Annotated in this window: 10 protein-coding genes; 8 read left to right on the top strand and 2 right to left on the bottom strand. The window is 68.0% G+C overall.

The window, feature by feature from the left end; genetic code table 11:
* The first annotated feature begins 1 nt into the window (after position 1).
* From BLU81_RS41805 to BLU81_RS41780, 6 genes are all read left to right on the top strand, one after another.
* Positions 2–940, top strand: coding sequence for a carbohydrate ABC transporter permease (locus BLU81_RS41805; RefSeq protein ID WP_092554526.1), 939 nt, complete (start codon positions 2–4; stop codon positions 938–940).
* Positions 937–1,803, top strand: coding sequence for a carbohydrate ABC transporter permease (locus BLU81_RS41800; protein WP_092554524.1), 867 nt, complete (start codon positions 937–939; stop codon positions 1,801–1,803). Before BLU81_RS41805 ends, BLU81_RS41800 begins: the two co-directional genes overlap by 4 nt.
* A 5-nt stretch (positions 1,804–1,808) precedes the next feature.
* Positions 1,809–3,350, top strand: coding sequence for a glycoside hydrolase family 13 protein (locus tag BLU81_RS41795; RefSeq protein WP_092554522.1), 1,542 nt, complete (start codon positions 1,809–1,811; stop codon positions 3,348–3,350).
* Positions 3,351–3,423: 73 nt separating this feature from the next.
* Positions 3,424–5,712 carry a discoidin domain-containing protein gene (locus BLU81_RS41790; RefSeq protein ID WP_092554520.1) on the top strand — a complete coding sequence of 763 codons (2,289 nt, stop codon included), beginning with the start codon at positions 3,424–3,426 and terminating at the stop codon, positions 5,710–5,712.
* 180 nt (positions 5,713–5,892) lie between these two features.
* Complete coding sequence (locus BLU81_RS41785) at positions 5,893–9,150, top strand: discoidin domain-containing protein (RefSeq protein WP_157752002.1); 3,258 nt, start codon at positions 5,893–5,895, stop codon at positions 9,148–9,150.
* A gap of 102 nt (positions 9,151–9,252) precedes the next feature.
* Positions 9,253–10,107: a hypothetical protein gene (locus BLU81_RS41780; RefSeq protein WP_092554516.1), complete on the top strand. Its 855-nt coding sequence runs from the start codon at positions 9,253–9,255 to the stop codon at positions 10,105–10,107.
* A gap of 155 nt (positions 10,108–10,262) precedes the next feature.
* On the opposite strand, the gene BLU81_RS41775 is transcribed toward BLU81_RS41780, so the two are convergent.
* Together BLU81_RS41775 and BLU81_RS41770 are read right to left on the bottom strand one after the other, a co-directional pair.
* The gene (locus BLU81_RS41775; RefSeq protein WP_092554514.1) at positions 10,263–12,389 is read right to left on the bottom strand and encodes a SulP family inorganic anion transporter; all 2,127 of its coding nucleotides are present in this window, start codon (positions 12,387–12,389) and stop codon (positions 10,263–10,265) included.
* A gap of 123 nt (positions 12,390–12,512) precedes the next feature.
* Positions 12,513–13,583 carry an NAD-dependent epimerase/dehydratase family protein gene (locus BLU81_RS41770; RefSeq protein ID WP_092558396.1) on the bottom strand — a complete coding sequence of 357 codons (1,071 nt, stop codon included), beginning with the start codon at positions 13,581–13,583 and terminating at the stop codon, positions 12,513–12,515.
* Between the two features lie 276 nt (positions 13,584–13,859).
* Here BLU81_RS41770 and BLU81_RS41765 point away from each other — a divergent pair, with 276 nt between their 5' ends.
* Complete coding sequence (locus BLU81_RS41765) at positions 13,860–16,436, top strand: carboxylate--amine ligase/circularly permuted type 2 ATP-grasp protein (protein ID WP_092554512.1); 2,577 nt, start codon at positions 13,860–13,862, stop codon at positions 16,434–16,436.
* A 13-nt stretch (positions 16,437–16,449) separates the two neighbouring features.
* Positions 16,450–18,216, top strand: coding sequence for an N-acetylglutaminylglutamine amidotransferase (locus BLU81_RS41760; protein WP_092554510.1), 1,767 nt, complete (start codon positions 16,450–16,452; stop codon positions 18,214–18,216).
* Position 18,217: the final 1 nt, after the last annotated feature.

Genomic DNA, 18,217 nt, shown 5'->3' with positions numbered 1-18,217 from the left:
CATGGTCGCCATCGCACCCGCCGCCCCGGTGAAAGCCGGGGCGGCGGCCCCCGGAAACGGCCGGCGAAAGAGCAGGATCAAGAGCAACCTGAGCGGGTACGGGTTCCTGATCGGTGCGATCGCCTGCTTCGCCCTCTTCATGTGGTACCCGATGATCCGCGGTTTCGTGATGAGCTTCCAGCGCACGCGGCGCGGCGAGACCAGTTGGGTCGGCTGGGACAATTACGTCCGGATCGTCGCGGACCCGAGTTTCTGGGTGGCGTGGAAGAACACCTTCTACTTCACCGGCCTGGCCCTGATCGTCGGGTTCGTGGTGCCGTTCTTCGTGGCGCTCCTGCTCAACGAGTTCCGGCACGCCAAGGGCTATCTGCGGGTGCTGGTCTACCTGCCGGTGATGCTGCCGCCGGCGTCGGCGCTCTACCTGTTCAAGTACTACGCGTACGACCCGAGCGAAGCCGGTCTCTTCAACGCGGTGCTCACCAGTCTGCATCTGCCCACGTCGGAATGGATGCAGTCGCCGACCATGACGATGCCGGCCATGGTCCTGGCATCGACCTGGATGAACATGGGCGGCGCGGTGCTGATCTATCTGGCGTCGTTGCAGAACATCCCGGGCGATCTGTACGAGGCGGCCGAGCTGGACGGGGCCGGACTGTGGAAGCGGATCTGGCACATCACCATCCCGCAGACCCGGCTGATCCTGGCCCTGCTGGCGATGATGCAGATCGTCGCGACGATGCAGCTCTTCATCGAGCCGCTGATCCTGGCCAACGGCGCGGGCACCCAGGACTCGGCCACCTCGGTCGCGTACCTGATCTACCAGCACGGCTTCTTCCAGAACGACCTGAACGGCGCCGCCGCGCTCGGTGTGATCATGCTCGGGGTGCTGGCCGTCTTCTCCGCGTTCTACCTGCGGCTGACCACCAGGAACGAATCATGACCCGGACTCTCGTCTCCTCCACTCAGCTCAAGCGCGGCCGCGTCCTCTACTGGACCCTGCTGGCGGTCGTCGTCTCGGTGTTCACCCTGGTCTTCATCGGCCCGCTCTACTGGATGGTCACAGGCGCGCTCAAGTCGGCCCAGGAGGTGGCGCAGACCCCACCGACGCTGTTCCCGCGGGATCCTCAGCTGTCCAACTACACCGCGGCGTGGGAGCAGCTGAATCTGGGGAAGCTGCTGTTCAACACGTTCTACTATGCGGCCGGCGCGGTGGTCTTCCAGCTGATCTTCGACACCGCCGCGGCGTACGCGCTCTCCAAGCTCCGCCCGGCCTTCGGCAACGTGGTGCTCGGCGCGATGCTGGCGACGCTGATGATTCCGGCGATGGTGCTGATCGTGCCGCAGTACCAGACGGTGATCAGCCTGCCGGTGATCGACGTCAGCCTGCTCGATTCGCCGTTCGCGATCTGGCTGCCGATGGTCGCCAACGCGTTCAACATCTTCCTCCTCAAGCGGTTCTTCGACTCGATCCCGGAGGAGCTGATGCAGGCGGCGTTCGTGGACGGGGCGTCACCGCTGCGTACCCTCTGGTCGATCATCCTGCCGATGTCGCGGCCCATCCTGGGCGTGGTGTCGATCTTCGCGGTGACCGCGGTCTGGAAGGACTTCCTCTGGCCGCTGCTGGTGATGCCGCATCCGGAGACCCGCACGGTCAGCGTCGGCATCTACGCCTTCGCCGGTGGCACCCCGCAGAACGTGGTGATCGCCGCGTCGGTCATCGCCGCGCTGCCGACCGTGATCATCTTCCTGATCTTCCAGCGCAACATCATGTCCGGCCTGACCTCAGGCAGCCTCAAGGGATGAGCGGGATGACTGAACAGTGGTGGCGTGACGCAGTGATCTACCAGGTGTACCCGCGCAGTTTCGCCGACGGGAACGGCGACGGGGTCGGCGACGTGGCCGGTATCCGGGCGCGACTGGGCCACCTGCGGGATCTCGGAGTCGACGCGATCTGGATGAGTCCGTGGTACCCGTCGCCGATGGCCGACGCGGGTTACGACGTCTCCGACTTCCGTGACATCGATCCGGTCTTCGGCACTCTCGCCGAGGCGGAGGCGCTGATCACCGAGGCTCACGAATGCGGCATCCGGATCATCATCGACATCGTCCCGAACCACGTCTCCAGCGAGCACCCCTGGTTCAAGGCGGCTCTGAAAAGCGAGAGTGCCAAAGAACGGGACTACTTTTGGTTCCGTAAGAGCCAAAATATGCCCACAAACTGGACCGGAGAATTCGGTGGTACGACGTGGACGCGTATTGACGACGACACCTGGTACCTGCACCTGTTCACCCCGGAACAACCCGACCTGAATTGGGAACACCCGGACGTACAAGCGGAATTCGAGAGCATTCTGCGGTTCTGGTTCGACCGGGGCGCGGACGGGATCCGGATCGACTCGGCGGCGCTGCTGTTCAAGGACCCGGAACTGCCCGAGGTCACCGGCGGTGAGCCGCACCCGTTCCATGACCTCGACGCGGTGCACGGCGTCTACCGGGCGTGGCGGCGAATCGCCGACGAGTACTCCGATCGTGCGCTGATCGGCGAGGTGTGGATGCCCGACGTCGAACGGTTCACCAACTATCTGCGGCCGGACGAACTGCACGCGGCGTTCAATTTCGACCTGCTCGGGTGCGCTTGGGACCCGTACAAGATGCGCTTGTCCATCAATCGCACTCTGGAGTCGCACGCCCACATCGGCGCACCGCCCACCTGGGTCCTGTCCAACCACGACGTGACCCGGCACGTCACGCGCTACGGCCGGGCCGACACCACGTTCAGTTTCGAGAACAACCTGGACGGCACCCCGGTCGACCTGGAACTGGGCACCAGGCGGGCCCGCGCGGCCGCGTTGCTGACCCTGTCGCTGCCCGGTTCGGCCTACGTCTACCAAGGCGAGGAACTGGGTCTCTGGGAGAACGAGACGATCCCGGCAGATCAACTGCAGGATCCGATGTACGCCCGGCGAGGGCACTCCCGGGACGGCTGCCGAGTCCCGCTGCCGTGGTCCGGCGACGAGCCGCCCTATGCCTTCTCCAGAGCAGAACCGTGGCTCCCCCAGCCCGCCGAGTGGAAGGACCGGACCGTCCAGGCGCAAACCGGCGACCCCAGCTCGATGCTCGAGTTGTACCGGACCGCGATCCGCCTCCGTGAGTTCACCGATCAGCACCTCACCTGGCTCGACCTCGGCGCGGAGGTGCTCGCGTACACCCGCGGGACCGATTTCGCCTGCGTACTCAATCTGTCCGGAGTTCCGGTCCCCCTGCCGGAGCATCAGGCCATCCTGCTCGCCAGCAGTCCGCTCGACGGTGCCCTCCTCCCCCGGGACACCGCGGTCTGGCTGCGTCTTTAGTGCGAAACGGGCGTCCGCCGTTCCACCGCGGAGGGCGCCCACTTCGGGGGCTGGCCACACCAAGGAAGGGAACATGGCCAACCGAACCGTCCCACTCGTCACACTCGCCGCCGTCCTCACGGCAGCCGTCACCGCGGTGATCTGGCAACCATCCCCGGCACAGGCCGCCGGACCGTCCCCCTTCGACTTTCCCGGACGCGGCGCGACCGTGCCGTTCACCGAGTTCGAGGCCGAGAAGGCCGCGCACAACGGCACCTCCACCGGAACCGCCCGGACCTACGGCACGCTCTCCTCGGAGGCGTCCGGCCGGGAGGCGATCACCCTCGACGCCGTGGGTGAGTACGTCGAGTTCACCCTGACCAAGCCGGCCAACGCGGTCACCTTCCGGTACAGCGTCCCGGACGGCCGGAACGCATCGCTGGATCTGCGAACCGGATCAACATTGATCAAGACGGTGCCGGTGACCGCTAAGTACTCCTGGTTCTACGGCTACTACCCGTTCACCAACAACCCCGCGGACGGACGGCCGCACCATTTCTACGACGAGACCCGGGCGTTGTTCGGAACGACCTACCCGGCCGGTACGAAGATCCGGATCCAGGTCGGCTCGGTCGCGCAGTCGCCCAGTTTCACCATCGACCTCGCCGACTTCGAGAACGTGCCGGCCCCGATCGGCAAGCCGGCCGGGGCGATCGACGTGGTAGCCGACTACGGTGCCGACCCGACCGGCGCCACCGACTCGACGGCGAAGTTCCAGGCCGCGGTGAACACCGGTGGTGTGGTCTACATCCCGCCGGGCAACTACACCCTGTACAGCCACGTGATCGCCGACCGGGTCACCATCGCCGGGGCCGGGCCGTGGTACTCGGTCCTCGGCGGCCGTCACCCGACCCAGCGCGACCAGGCAGCCGGCATCTACGGCAAGTACACCAACGAGGGCGGTCCCAGCCAGAACGTGGTCGTCAAGGACCTGGCGATCATCGGCGACATCCAGGAACGTGTTGACGAGCATCAAGTCAATGCGTTCGGCGGTGCGATGTCGAACTCCACCATCGACAACGTGTGGATGCAGCACACCAAGGTCGGCGCGTGGATGGACGGGCCGATGGACCGGTTCACCATCCGCAACAGCCGGATCCTGGACCAGACCGCCGACGGCGTGAACTTCCACATCGGGGTCACCAACTCCACCGTCACCAACACGTTCGTCCGCAACACCGGCGACGACGGGCTGGCCATGTGGGCGGAGAACACCCCGAACGTCGGCAACGCGTTCACCTTCAACACCGTGGTCGCGCCGATCCTGGCCAACAACATCGTCAGCTACGGCGGCCGGGACATCACGATCAGTGACAACGTGATGGCCGAGACGGTCACCAACGGTGGTGGCCTGCACGTCGGCAACCGCTACCCGGGTGTCACCGGGCCGACCGCGGTCGCCGGCACCTGGACGATGGCCCGCAACACCCTGCTGCGCACCGGGAACGCCGACTACAACTGGAACTTCGGCATCGGCGCACTGTGGTTCTGGGCGGACCAGGGTGCGATCACCGGGGCGACGATCAACATCACCGAAACCGACATTCTGGACAGCTCGTACGCCGGGATCCAGTGGATCGGCAACCAGACCACCGGACTGAACCTGACCAACGTGAACATCGTGGGAGCGGGTACGTTCGCGTTGCAGGCGCAGGCCCCGGCGACCGCGCGGTTCACCAACGTCAAGGCGCGCGGGATCGCCCAGAACCCGCCGACCTACAGCTGTGTGGGATCCGGGCTGGCGATCACCGACGGTGGTGGCAACGAGGGCTGGCAGACGGCCACTCCGTACTGCGGTCCGTGGCCGGCTCCGCAGTACGGCACCACCCCGACGACGCCGCCCAGCAGCCCGCCACCCAGCAGCCCGTCGCCGTCGCCCAGCACGTCGACGCCGCCGCCGCCGGCCGGCAACCTCGCGGCCGCCAAGACGGCGACCGCCACCGGGCAGGCCGACGTCTACGGGCCGGGAAACGTCACCGACGGTAATGCGAGCACCTACTGGGAGAGCACCAACAACGCCTTCCCGCAGTCGGTGACCGTCGACCTCGGCCAGAGCCGGGCGGTCGGACGGCTCGTGCTGAAACTGCCACCCGCGGCCGCCTGGGCCACCCGTACCCAGACGCTGTCGGTCTCGGGAAGTGTTGACGGCTCGACGTTCAGCACCGTCAAGTCGAGTGCCGTCTACACGTTCAACCCGTCCACCGCCAACACCGTCAACATTGATGCCGTCAACACGAGCGCCCGCTACGTCCGGCTGACGTTCACGGCCAACTCGGGCTGGCCGGCGGGCCAGCTCTCCGAGTTCGAGGTCTACACCTCCTGACACGTCCGGGCGGGCGGTCTCCACCGAAGCCGCCCGCCCCGGCACCCCTCCGGAGCAGCCCACCGGACGCCGATCGCGGCCGCCCACCGGCACCCTCCGGAACAAACCGCACGAAACACCTCTCACGGAAGAAGGGTGCGCTCCCGCATGTCCAGATTGTCGATAAAAGCCATAGCGGTGATGGCAGCCGCCAGCGTCATCGGTGCTCTCGTCCACGCTCCCGCCGCCAACGCCGCCGGTCCCAACCTGGCCGCCGGCAAGACCTTCACGGCCAGCAGCACCTCCGAGTCCTACACGGCCTCGAACGCCGGGGACGCCAATCCGAACACCTACTGGGAGAGCAGCAACAACGCCTTTCCGCAGTGGCTGCAGGCCGACCTCGGCGCCGGCACCGAGATCAACCAGGCCGTCCTGAAGCTGCCGCCGGCCACCGTCTGGGCCACCCGCACGCAGACGTTGACGATTCAGGGCAGTACGAACGGCTCGACGTTCACCACGATCAAGTCGAGTGCCGTCTACACGTTCAACCCGTCCACCGCCAACACTGTCACCATCGATCTCGTCAACACGAGCACCCGATACGTCCGGCTGACGTTCACCGCGAACACCGGCTGGCCCGCCGGGCAGCTCTCCGAACTGGAGATCTACGGTCCGGGCGGCGGTACCGGGGAGCCCCAGCCGCCGACCGGCGACAACCTGGCAGCGAAGAAGCCGATCGACGCGTCGTCGACGGTGCACTCCTTCGTCGCGACGAACGCCAACGACGAGGACCTCGCCACCTACTGGGAGGGCAGCGGCCTCCCCGCCGACCTGACCGTCAAGCTGGGTGCGAACGCGGCGCTGACCTCGGTGGTCGTCAAACTCAACCCGTCGAGCGCGTGGGGCACCCGGACGCAGACGTTCGCGGTCCTCGGACGGGAGCAGAACGCCTCGTCGTTCACCACGGTCGCCGCGAGTAAGGCGTACACCCTCAATCCCTCGACCGGGAACTCGGTGACCGTGCCGGTCTCCGCAACCGTCGCCGACCTACGGCTCTCCTTCACCGCGAACACCGGCGCGCCGAGCGGTCAGGTCGCCGAACTGCAGGCCTTCGGCTCGTGGGCACCAAACCCGGACCTGACGATCACCTCGACCGGCTACTCTCCGGCGGCACCGGTGGAGACGGACGCGATCACCGCGTCGGCCACGGTCCGCAACGCGGGCACCGCGTCCGCGGCGGCTTCCACCGTCAACTTCTACCTGGGTACGACGAAGGTAGGCACCGTCGCGGTCCCGGCATTGCCGGCCGGCCAGTCACAGACGGTGTCGACGAGCATCGGAGCGAAGGACGCCGGCAGCTACCAGTTGTCCGCGAAGGTCGACGAGGCCGGCGCGATCATCGAGTCGAACGAGGCGAACAACTCCTGGACCCACCCGTCCGCGCTCATTGTCACGCCGGTGAGCAGCGCCGATCTGGTCGCCTCGGCGGTCACGTGGTCCCCGGCCACCCCGGCCGCCGGTAACGCGGTGTCGTTCTCGGTCACTCTGAAGAACCAGGGTTCGGCCCCGACGTCGCCGGGTGCACACGCCGTGACACTGACGGTCCTCAGCGGATCGACGGTGGCACGTACGCTGACCGGTTCCTACACCGGAACACTCGCGGCCGGTGCGTCGACCACCCTCGACCCGGGTTCGTGGACCGCGGTGAACGGCCGCTACACGGTGCGGACCGTGATCGCCGCCGACTCCGCGGAGTTGCCGGTCAAGCAGGCCAACAACACCGCTGAGAAGCCGCTCTTCGTGGGTCGCGGCGCGAACATGCCGTTCGACTTCTACGAGGCCGAGGAAGGTCAGACCGGTGGCGGCGCGGCAGTCGTCGGACCGAATCGGATCGTCGGCGACCTGGCCGGGGAGGCGTCCGGCCGCAAGGCGGTCACCCTGAACCAGACCGGGTCCTACGTCCAGTGGACCACCCGGGCGGCCACCAACACGCTTGTCGCGCGGTTCTCCATCCCGGACAACACGAACAGCTCGATCAACGTGTACGTCAACGGTGCACTCAACAAGACCCTGCCGCTGACCTCGAAGTACGCGTGGCTCTACGGCAACGAGGCGGCACCGCAGAACTCCGGCAGCGACCCACGGCACATCTACGACGAGGCGAACGTCGTGTTGACCGGATCGTTCCCGGCCGGAAGTACCGTCAAGTTGCAGAAGGACGCCGTCAACACCGGCACCATCGCGATCGACTTCATCAACCTGGAGCAGGTCGCGCCGATCGCCAACCCGGACGTGTCGAAGTACGTCGTCCCGGCCGGTTTCGACCAGCAGTCGGTGCAGGCCGCCCTGGACGCGGCCCGGCAGGACACCACCAAGCTGGGCGTCTACCTCCCGGCCGGGGACTACCAGACCGCGAACAAGTTCCAGGTGTACGGCCGGGCACTCAAGATCGTCGGCGCCGGACCGTGGTTCACCCGCTTCCACACGCCGTCCACCCAGACCGAGACGGACGCCGGTTTCCGGGCCGACGCCACCGCCAACGGGTCGACGTTCGCGGGCTTCGCGTTCTTCGGCAACTACACGATCCGCATCGACGGCCCCGGCAAGGTCTTCGACTTCGCCAACGTCGCCGACATCACCATCGACGACATCTGGGCCGAGCACGTGGTCTGCCTGTACTGGGGCGCGAACACCGACGACATGGTGATCAAGAATTCGCGGATCCGGAACACCTTCGCCGACGGCGTCAACATGACCAACGGCTCGACCGGCAACCTGGTCGACAACAACGAGGCCCGAGCCACCGGCGACGACAGCTTCGCGCTGTTCTCGGCGATCGACGCGGGCGGCGCCGACGAGATCAACAACGTCTTCTCGAACCTGACGTCGATTCTGACGTGGCGGGCGGCCGGGATCGCGGTCTACGGCGGCTACGCCAACACGTTCAAGAACATCTACATCGCGGACACCCTGGTCTACTCGGGCATCACGATCAGCTCGCTGGACTTCGGCTACCCGATGAACGGTTTCGGCGCCGACCCGCCGACCGTCCTGGACAACATCTCGGTCATCCGGTCCGGTGGCCACTTCTGGGGCAACCAGGTTTTCCCGGCGATCTGGGTGTTCTCCGCGTCGAAGGTGTTCCAGGGCATCCGGGTCTCGAACGTCGACATCGTCGACCCGACCTACTCGGGAATCATGTTCCAGACCAACTACGTCGGCGGACAGCCGCAGAACCCGGTCAAGGACACCGTCTTCACCAACGTCACGATCAGCGGGGCGCAGAAGAGCGGTGACCAGTACGACGCCAAGTCCGGTTACGCGATCTGGGCCAACCCGCTGCCGGAGGCCGGGCAGGGTCCCGCGGTCGGCTCGGTGACCTTCAACAACCTGCAGCTCAGCAACAACTACCGCGACATCGAGAACCCGACCAGCACGTTCACCATCAACCGCAACTGATCCCCGGCCCGCCCGCGCCCGCCGACCGGGCGCGGGCGGGTCCGACCCCTGTCCGGGGGACTACCGCTGGCCGAACTTGCCCAGCGGTTCTACCGTCGGGGCATGCAGCCCGATCCGCGTACCGGTGCCGGATGGCAGCGACCACCGGACCCTCCGGTCACCTGGTGGTGGTTCCTGGTTCCACTGCTGACCTGCGGTCTGGGCACGGCGCCGATGGTGCTGACCGGTGCGATCAAACTGCGGTCCCAGTTGCACGGGATGCTCGCCGGCGGCTACTTCGCGGTGATCCTCATCAACTGTGGACTCTCGGCAGCCACCGACACCGAACCCGAAACCACGGCCAACGTCCTGGTCAGCGTCGCCTACTTCATCATGATGATCATCGGGATGGTGCACGTCGCCTTCCTGGGCGCCCGGGTCCGGGCCGAACACTTCCACCGCCACCCCCAACCGCGGGTGTACGGCACAGCGACCCCCCGCACCGGTCACGTCCGCTACCCGAATCACCCGGCCGGCACCGGTCAGGCACCGCGCCCCGGCCCACCACGACGGTCCGGCTCGCCCGCGCTGTCCCACTACCCGCCCCCGCCGCCGCCCTGGCACCAGCCCGGCGTCGACCCGGCGCTGGCCCGGGCCCGATGGCGGGCCGGCCGCCGCGAGGAGGCGCGCAAGCTCCAGGCCACCCAGCCGTCGATGGCCGCCGAGTTGATGATCGGCCGCCCCGACATGCCCGGCCGCCAGTACGACGACGGCGGCCTGGTCGACGTCAACCACGTGCCCGCCGAGCACCTGGCCCGCCACCTGCACATCGACCGCCCCTTGGCGGACGAGATCATCGCCGTCCGCGACGTGCACAACGGCCTGTCCACCCCCGAGGAACTGATCGTCTACTGCGCCGCCCTGACCCCCGAGAAGCTGGCGACCTTCCGCGACCGCCTGATCTTCATCCCCCGCTGACCCTCCCCCGCAGCACCAGGCATAGCCACCAGTTGCGTGCCGACTTACGGTGCGATTCGCACCCCAACTCACCACACTCCGAGCGCCACCGGGGAGCGAGACGGCGTTCGAGGTCCGTACGAAGCGGGCCCCGAACGCCGTTTCTCGGTGTGGGGTCAGGCGGCGGGTTTGACGGAGATGGGGTGGGTTTCGCCGCGGATCGGGTCCACCTCGTACATGCGGGCCTCGGTCAGGTCGAAGTACAGACCGGTGAGGCTCAGGCGGCCGGCGGATTCGGCGGCCAGCACCGTCGGGTAGGTGCGCAGGTTGACCAGCTGCTGGTACACGTTGTCGGTGCAGCAGCGTTCCTCGTCGGTGACGTCGGTGAAGCGGACGCCGGAGTGGCCCAGCCATTCGCCCAGCGACGAGTCCGGGCCGGCCGCGTCGTTCATCAGGGCCCGGACCGCGCCGCAGCCGGAGTGGCCGCAGACGGTGATCGTGGTGACGCCGAGGATGTCGACGGCGAATTCGATGGCCGCTCCGACCGACGTGTCGCCGGTGTCGTGCGGCGGGACGATGTTGCCGATGTTGCGGACGCAGAACAGGTCACCCGGCCCGCTCGCGGTGATCAGGTTGGGGACCAGCCGCGAGTCGGCGCAGGTGATGAAGAGCTGCTCCGGGTGCTGGCCGTCGCGGGCCAGGTCGGCCAGTTCGGGCCGGACCATCGGGGCGACGTTGCGCTCGAACTCGGCGATACCGGCTGCCATCGCGCCGCGCCGCTGCTGGTCCATGTTCTGCCAACGGGACCAGGAGCCGATCAGGCGCGGGGTGCGTTTGCCGTCGCCGAGCCGGCCGGAGGTGGCCTGATGGAACCAGGAGTCGTGCACTTCCCGGATCCGGACCGAGCCGCCGGTCCGTTCGTACCCGGCCTTCCAGTCTTTGATCGTCTCGAAGGCACCGTGGTCGAGGTAGTCGAGGTGCAGTTCGACCTCGACCGCCGCGCCGGGTGGCAGACTGCCGAGTTCGCGGCTGAGCCGGGCCGATTCGACGAACGACAGGGTGCCACTGATGGTGACCAACCAGTCGCCGGGGGCCCGTTCGTCCCGGCGGATCTCCGAGCGGGTGAGCCGCCAGAGGATCAGCACGACCGCCGTGACCATGCCGAGGGCGACACCGGTGAGCAGGTCGGTGAAGACGACGGCGACTGCCGTGACCAGGTAGGTGGGCAGTTCCCGGTGCCGTGTGTAGGTGCGGATCTGCGCCAGGCTGATCAACCGCAGACCCACCACGATGAGTACGGCGGCCAGCACCCCCATCGGGATGGTCTCCATCAAGCCGGCGAAGAACAGCACGAACGCCGCGATCCAGACACCGTGCAGGATCGCTGATCCGCGGGTGCGCGCTCCGGCGGCGACGTTGGTGGAGCTGCGCACGATCACGCCGGTGACCGGCAGGCCGCCGAGCAGCCCGGAGGCGGTGTTGGCGGCCCCCTGGCCGATGAGTTCCCGGTTGAGGTCGGCGCGCGGGCCGTCGTGCAGTTTGTCCACGGCGACGGCGGAGAGCAGGGATTCGACACTCGCGACGATCGCGATGGTCAGCACCGCGACGACGATCTCGCGCAGTGGCGCGTCCGGCCAGGCGGGCCGGATCAGTTCGGCGAGTGGTTCGTCGGGGAGCTGGACGCGTGTCACGTCGGCGCCGATGGCCGACGCGAGCGCGGTCATCGACACCACCGCGACCAGGGCCGCGGGTAGCAGGGAGACCCGGACCAGGCGGGGCCAGACGACCAGGACGGCGACGGTGCCGACGCCCAGCATGGTGGTCACGCTGTGGTTGCCGGCGATCTGAGCGGGCAGGTCGATCATGTTCTGCCAGGCGGAGCTCTGCGGGGCTCCGCCGAGCATCACGTGCACCTGGCTGAGGGCGATGACCAGCCCGATCCCGGCGAGCATGCCGTGCACGACGGCCGGTGAGAGGGCCAGGGCGGCCCGGCCGAGCCGGGACACGCCGAGGGCGATCTGGACCAGACCGGCGACGGCGACGATGGCTGCCGTCCCGGCGAAACCGAAGGTGGCGACGGTCCCCGCGACGATCACGGTGAGACCGGCTGCGGGCCCGCTGACCTGGAGCGGAGATCCGCCGAGGGCACCCGCCACGATGCCGCCGACGACGGCGGCGACGAGGCCCGCGAGTAAGGGCGCTCCCGATGCCGCGGCGATGCCGAGCGACAGCGGGATGGCGATCAGGAACACGACGATGGACGCCGGCAAGTCCCGGCGCAGGAACTGCGTCAAGTCGGACATATCCGTAATGTACCGAACCTTGGTTAACGGGTCATTACGTAAATACCCCTTACCGAAAAGGCACAGAAAACGCGGCCGCGCGGCTGAATGCCGCACGACCGCGTTATCTAAGGAAAGTACGTGTCAGGCCTTCCACATCTCGTGGTTGGCCTCGTAGATCTCCCGAAGAATCGCCGGAACGTCATAGGTGAGCTTCCAGCTCGGGTAATGCGCCTCGAACCGCCCGGTGCCGCTGATCCACCACTGGTGGTCGCCGGCCCGGTTCTCCTCGACGTACTCGGTGCGGGCCTCTAGCCCGGTGATCTCCGAAGCGATCTTGAACGCCTCGATGTGCGAACAGTTCGAGAACCGGCCGCCACCCATGTTGTAGACCTCGGCGACCCGCGGCGCCTGGTGGAACGCCTCGAACGCGGTGATCAGGTCGTGCGAGTGGATGGCGTCGCGCACCATCTTCCCCTTGTACCCGAAGATCCGGTACGTCCGCTGCTCCATCACACAGCGCATCACGTACGCCAGGAAGCCGTGCAGTTCCGCCGCCGAGTGGCCGGGACCGGTCAGGGTGCCGCCCCGGAACACCGCGGTCGGCATGCCGAAGTAGCGGCCGTACTCCTGCACCATGATGTCGGCCGCCACCTTCGAGGCACCGAAGACCGAGTGCATGCTGCTGTCGATCGACATGGTCTCGTCGATGCCACCGAACCACTGGTGATTCTCGGGCAGCTCCCAGCGGGTCTCCTGCTCGACCAGCGGCAGCGAGTTGGGGGTGTCCCCGTAGACCTTGTTGGTCGAGGTGAAGATGAACGGCGCCTCGATCGCGTGACGGCGGGTCGCCTCCAGCATGTTGATCGTGCCGACCGCGTTCACGTCGAAGTCGGTGAACGGCTCGCGGGCGGCCCAGTCGTGGCTCGGCTGCGCGGCGGCGTGGATCACCAGGCCGATGTTCGAACCCAGCTCGGTGAAGAGCTTGTCGAGGCCGTCCCGGTCCCGGATGTCGATGCTGTGGTGCGTGTAACGGTCGCCGACCTCTTTGACCATGCGCTGCAGGTTCCACTTGGTGGAACCGTCGGCGCCGAAGAAGTAGCCGCGCATGTCGTTGTCGACCCCGACCACGTCCATGCCGAGTGCGGCGAAGTGGCGGACCGCTTCCGACCCGATCAGACCGGCCGATCCGGTGATTACGACGACGCTGCTCATTCTGCTGACCTCCGGTTCGTAAGACTCCGGCTCTTCGCACGCGAAGGCGATGCGCACGAAGGCAATACGCGCGACGGTGATGCGTACGCGAAGCGGGTGCCGGGCGTCACCGGGAGAGTACCGGTGAGCTGGTGCAGTCTGACGGCCCGGGCGCCTGTGTCGTGATCGTCATGCTTGACCGTGGCACGAAATGGGCACGTCACGGGTTCGCTACATCCGATCGGAAAGCTCCGACGATAACCACCGGATTGCTGACGAGTTGCAAGGGCGGTCTCGATGACGGAGTCACTTCAGGCAGAACACCAGCCGGCCCCGCGCGGGGCCGCGCTGACTCTCGGTGTGGAGGAGGAGCTGCACGTCGTCGATCTCGGGACGCGGGAACTCGTACCCCGCGCTCCGGAGATCCTGGACCGGCTGGACGCGGCACACTTCTCCGCGGAGCTGCACCGATCGGTCGTGGAGACCAACACGCCGGTCAGTGACACACTCGACGATCTGCGTGCCGGTGTGGCCGGCCGGCGGCGCGAGGCGATCAAGGTCGCCGAGTCGCTCGGGCTGGGCCTGGTCTCGGCCGGCACCGTTCCGCTCGTCGACCTGGACGCTCTGCCGGTCACCCCGACGTCCCGCTACCAGCGGATGTTGCACGAATACCAGATGCTCGTCCGCGAGCAGCTCATCTGCGGCACGCAGGTGCACGTCGGCGTACCGGACCGGGACGAGGCGGTGTCGGTGGCACAGCGCGTCACGCCGGTCCTGCCGGTTCTCCTGGCGCTCTCCACCAGCTCGCCGTACTGGATGGGCGAGGACTCCGGGTACGCCAGCGTCCGCTCCCTGGTGTGGATGCGCTGGCCGACCGCCGGTGACAGCGGCCCGCTGCACTCGGCCGCCGAGCACGAGGCCCTGGTCAGCGACCTGATCTCGTCCGGGACGATCAGCGACCCGAAGATGATCTACTTCGACGTCCGGCCGTCCGCGCACGTACCCACCGTGGAGTTGCGGGTCACCGACGCGAGCCCGGACACCGAGACCGTGGTGCTGCTCGCCGGGATCTTCCGGGCCCTGGTGCTGCGGGCCCAGGGCGAGCACCGGGCCGGGGTACCACTGCCGGTGTCCCGTCCGCCGCTGCACCGGGCCGCCATGTGGCGGGCCGCCCGGTCCGGGCTGGAGGGCGATCTGCTCGACGTGCCGCGTTCCCCGGTCCCGGTGCCGGCCGCCGTCGCGGTCGAGCGCCTGGTCGGCGGACTCCGGCCGCAACTGGAGGAGCTGGGCGACTGGGAGCAGGTCGAGGACCTGACCCTGCGGGCGCTGAGCCGGGGTAGTTCGGCCGCCCGGCAACGCCGTGCGCTGGCCCGCCGCGGCCGGCTCTCCGACGTGGTGGACATGCTGGTGGCCGAGACCCGGGGCGGAGTCACCGAGACCGGCCCGGCGGGTGTGCCCACCCCGGCTCTGATCGAGGCGTACGCCGCCGACGGTGACGAGGCCTTCCCGGACGGCCGGGTGGACCCCGCGTACACCGGCATCCTTCCGGTCCTCACCTCCCTCGGCGCGACCGGTCTGCGGCAGCGCGAGGACGCCCGTGACGACGAGCAGCGTGCACGCGGCATCACGTTCAGCGTCGCGGGAGAGGCGGCTACCCGGCTGTTCCCGTTCGACCTGGTGCCCCGGATCGTTCCGGCCGCCGACTGGACCGACCTGAGCAAGGGCCTGGTCCAGCGGGTGCGGGCGCTGAACGCGTTCCTCGGTGACGTCTACGGCGAGCGTCAGGTGGTGGCCGACGGCATCATCCCGGAATGGGTCATCGACGGTTCGCCCGAGCTGCGGGCCAGCGGTGCCCTGATCAGCCGCGCCTGTGTGCGTACCCAGGTGGCCGGGGTCGACCTGGTCCGCGACGGCGACGGCAAGTGGTGTGTGCTGGAGGACAACCTGCGGGTGCCGTCCGGGATCGCGTACGCCATGCAGAACCGCCGTCTCACCTGGAGCGTCCTGCCCGAGCTGCCCCGCCCGGCCGCGCTGATCTCGGTGGAGGAGACGCCGCGACTGCTCAAGCGGGCGCTGCTGGACGCGGCCGGACCGTCGGCCGGGGACGACCCGGCGCTGGTGGTGCTGAGCCAGGGCCCGGAGGACTCGGCCTGGTTCGAGCACAAGATGCTGGCCGAGGCGATGGAGGTGCCGGTCGTCCGCAGCACCGAACTGTTCGTGGACGAGGGCCGGGTGTGGCGTCTGCGAGACGGTCACCGGTCCCCGGTCGACGTCATCTACCTGCGGATGGGCGAGGACAGCCTGGTGCATTCGCCGGGTGCGGACGGCATGCCGCTGGGCCCGAGCCTGGTGTCGGCGCTGCACGCGGACACCGTGGTGCTGGCCAACGCGCTGGGCAACGGCATCGCTGACGACAAGGCCGTTTATGCGTACGTCCCCCGCCTGATCGAGTACTACCTGAACGAGAAGCCGCTGCTCGCCGACGTCAAGACCTACCTGTGCGGGATTCCCGAACAGCGTGCCGAGGTGCTGGGCCGGCTCGACGAACTGGTCTGCAAACCGGTCGACGGCTACGGCGGCGACCGGATCGTGATCGGCCCGCACGCCACCGCCGACGAACTGGCGGCGCTGCGCCGGCAGATCCGGACCACCCCGCACCGGTGGGTGGCCCAGGAGGTGGTGAACCTGTCGACCCATCCGGTCTTCGACGGTCACCGGCTCGCACCCCGGCACGTCGACCTGCGGGCGTTCGTCTTCACCGGCGAGAAGTCGGTGGTCGCCCCGGCCGCGCTGACCCGGGTGGCCCCGGCGGGCAGCATGATCGTCAACTCGTCACGGGGCGGCGGCTCGAAGGACACCTGGTTGCTCGGATAACAGGAGGTAACACATGTGCGGGATCGCCGGCGAGATCTGTTACGGCGACCGGAGATCGGACCTGGAGACGGTCCGGCGGATGCTGCCGAGCCTGGAGTCCCGGGGCCCGGACGGCGCCGGGCTCTGGGACGGTGGCCGGATCTCGTTCGGCCACCGTCGTCTCAAGATCATCGACCTGTCGGAGGCCGGTGCCCAGCCGATGACCGACGAGCGGCTGCGCCTCACCGTGGTCTTCAACGGCTGCGTCTACAACTACAAAGAGCTTCGCGAAGAGCTGCTGGGGTACGGCTACACCTTCTCGTCGACGTCGGACACCGAGGTGATCCTCAAGGCGTACCACCGCTGGGGCACCGACTGTGTGAACCGGTTCCTCGGGATGTTCGCCTTCGCGATCGCCGAACACGACACCGGCACCGTCGTGCTGGCCCGGGACCGTCTCGGGATCAAGCCGCTGTACCTGGCCGAATCGCCGGGGCGGCTGCGGTTCGCCTCGACGCTGCCGGCCCTGCTCGCGGCCGGTGGCGTGGACACCACGATCGACCGGGAGGCGCTGCACCACTACATGACGTTCCACTCGGTGGTGCCGGCGCCGCGGACCATTCTGTCCGGTGTGCGGAAACTGCCACCGGCCACGGTCCGGGTGATCCGGGCGGACGGCACGTCGACCGAGCGGGTCTACTGGGAGGCCACGTTCACCCGGCCGGGCGCCGCGAGCGGGCCGGAGTGGACGGAGGCGGTCCGGGAGAAGCTCCGGCAGGCCGTCGAGCGGCGGACGGTGGCCGACGTACCGGTCGGTGTACTGCTCTCCGGCGGTCTGGACTCCAGTCTCATCGTGGCGCTGCTGGCCGAGCAGGGGCAGACCGGGCTCACCACGTTCAGCATCGGATTCGACGCGGGCGGCGGGGAGAGCGGGGACGAGTTCGCGTACTCGGATCTGGTCGCCAAACAGTTCGGCACCGACCACCACCAGATCAGGATCGGTCAGGACCGGTTCCTGCCGGCGGTGGCGCGGACGGTGGCGGCGATGAGCGAGCCGATGGTCAGCCACGACTGCATCGCCTTCAACCTCCTCAGCGAAGATGTGGCGAAACAGGTCAAGGTCGTGCAATCTGGTCAGGGGGCGGATGAGATCTTCGCCGGCTACAGCTGGTACCCGCCACTGGCCGGCGTCCCCCGCGAACGGGCCGCCGAGGCGTACGCGGCCCAGTTCTTCGACCGGTCGCACCACGACCTGGCCGGTCAGCTCAACCCCGAATGGCTGCTGGAGACCGACGTCAGCAGCGAGTTCGTGGCGGCGAGCTTCGGGCGGCCCGGAGCCGAGACCGCCGTCGACGCGGCACTGCGGCTCGACTCACAGGTGATGCTCGTCGACGACCCGGTCAAACGGGTCGACAACATGACTATGGCGTGGGGGCTGGAGGGCCGCGTACCGTTCCTGGATCACGAACTGGTGGAACTCGCGGCGGCCTGCCCGCCCGAGCTGAAACTGGCCCGTGACGGCAAGGGAGTGCTCAAGGACGCCGCCCGCGGGCTGGTGCCCGACGAGATCATCGACCGGCCGAAGGGTTACTTCCCGGTTCCGGGCATCCGGCATCTGGAGGGCCCGATGCTGGACCTGGTGCGGGACACCCTGCACGCGCCGGCCGCCCGGGAACGGGCACTGTTCCGCCCGGAGTACGTCGAGGCCCTCCTCGCCGACCCGAACACCCCGCGCACCACGCTCGGGGCGAACCAGTTGTGGCAGCTCGCGCTGCTGGAGATGTGGTTGCAGCAGTTGTAGA

It is taken from the genome of Actinoplanes derwentensis (assembly GCF_900104725.1).
GTDB classification, from domain to species: Bacteria; Actinomycetota; Actinomycetes; order Mycobacteriales; family Micromonosporaceae; genus Actinoplanes; species Actinoplanes derwentensis.
Note: the sequence above shows the minus strand (reverse complement) of the source record. Positions and strands in the feature narration are given on the sequence as shown.

Coding starts and splice junctions, on each gene's coding strand:
- BLU81_RS41805 (WP_092554526.1), top strand. CDS start 2: ATGGTCGCCATCGCACCCGCCGCCCCGGTGAAAGCCGGGGCGGCGGCC.
- BLU81_RS41800 (WP_092554524.1), top strand. CDS start 937: ATGACCCGGACTCTCGTCTCCTCCACTCAGCTCAAGCGCGGCCGCGTC.
- BLU81_RS41795 (WP_092554522.1), top strand. CDS start 1,809: ATGACTGAACAGTGGTGGCGTGACGCAGTGATCTACCAGGTGTACCCG.
- BLU81_RS41790 (WP_092554520.1), top strand. CDS start 3,424: ATGGCCAACCGAACCGTCCCACTCGTCACACTCGCCGCCGTCCTCACG.
- BLU81_RS41785 (WP_157752002.1), top strand. CDS start 5,893: ATGGCAGCCGCCAGCGTCATCGGTGCTCTCGTCCACGCTCCCGCCGCC.
- BLU81_RS41780 (WP_092554516.1), top strand. CDS start 9,253: ATGCAGCCCGATCCGCGTACCGGTGCCGGATGGCAGCGACCACCGGAC.
- BLU81_RS41775 (WP_092554514.1), bottom strand. CDS start 12,389: ATGTCCGACTTGACGCAGTTCCTGCGCCGGGACTTGCCGGCGTCCATC.
- BLU81_RS41770 (WP_092558396.1), bottom strand. CDS start 13,583: ATGAGCAGCGTCGTCGTAATCACCGGATCGGCCGGTCTGATCGGGTCG.
- BLU81_RS41765 (WP_092554512.1), top strand. CDS start 13,860: ATGACGGAGTCACTTCAGGCAGAACACCAGCCGGCCCCGCGCGGGGCC.
- BLU81_RS41760 (WP_092554510.1), top strand. CDS start 16,450: ATGTGCGGGATCGCCGGCGAGATCTGTTACGGCGACCGGAGATCGGAC.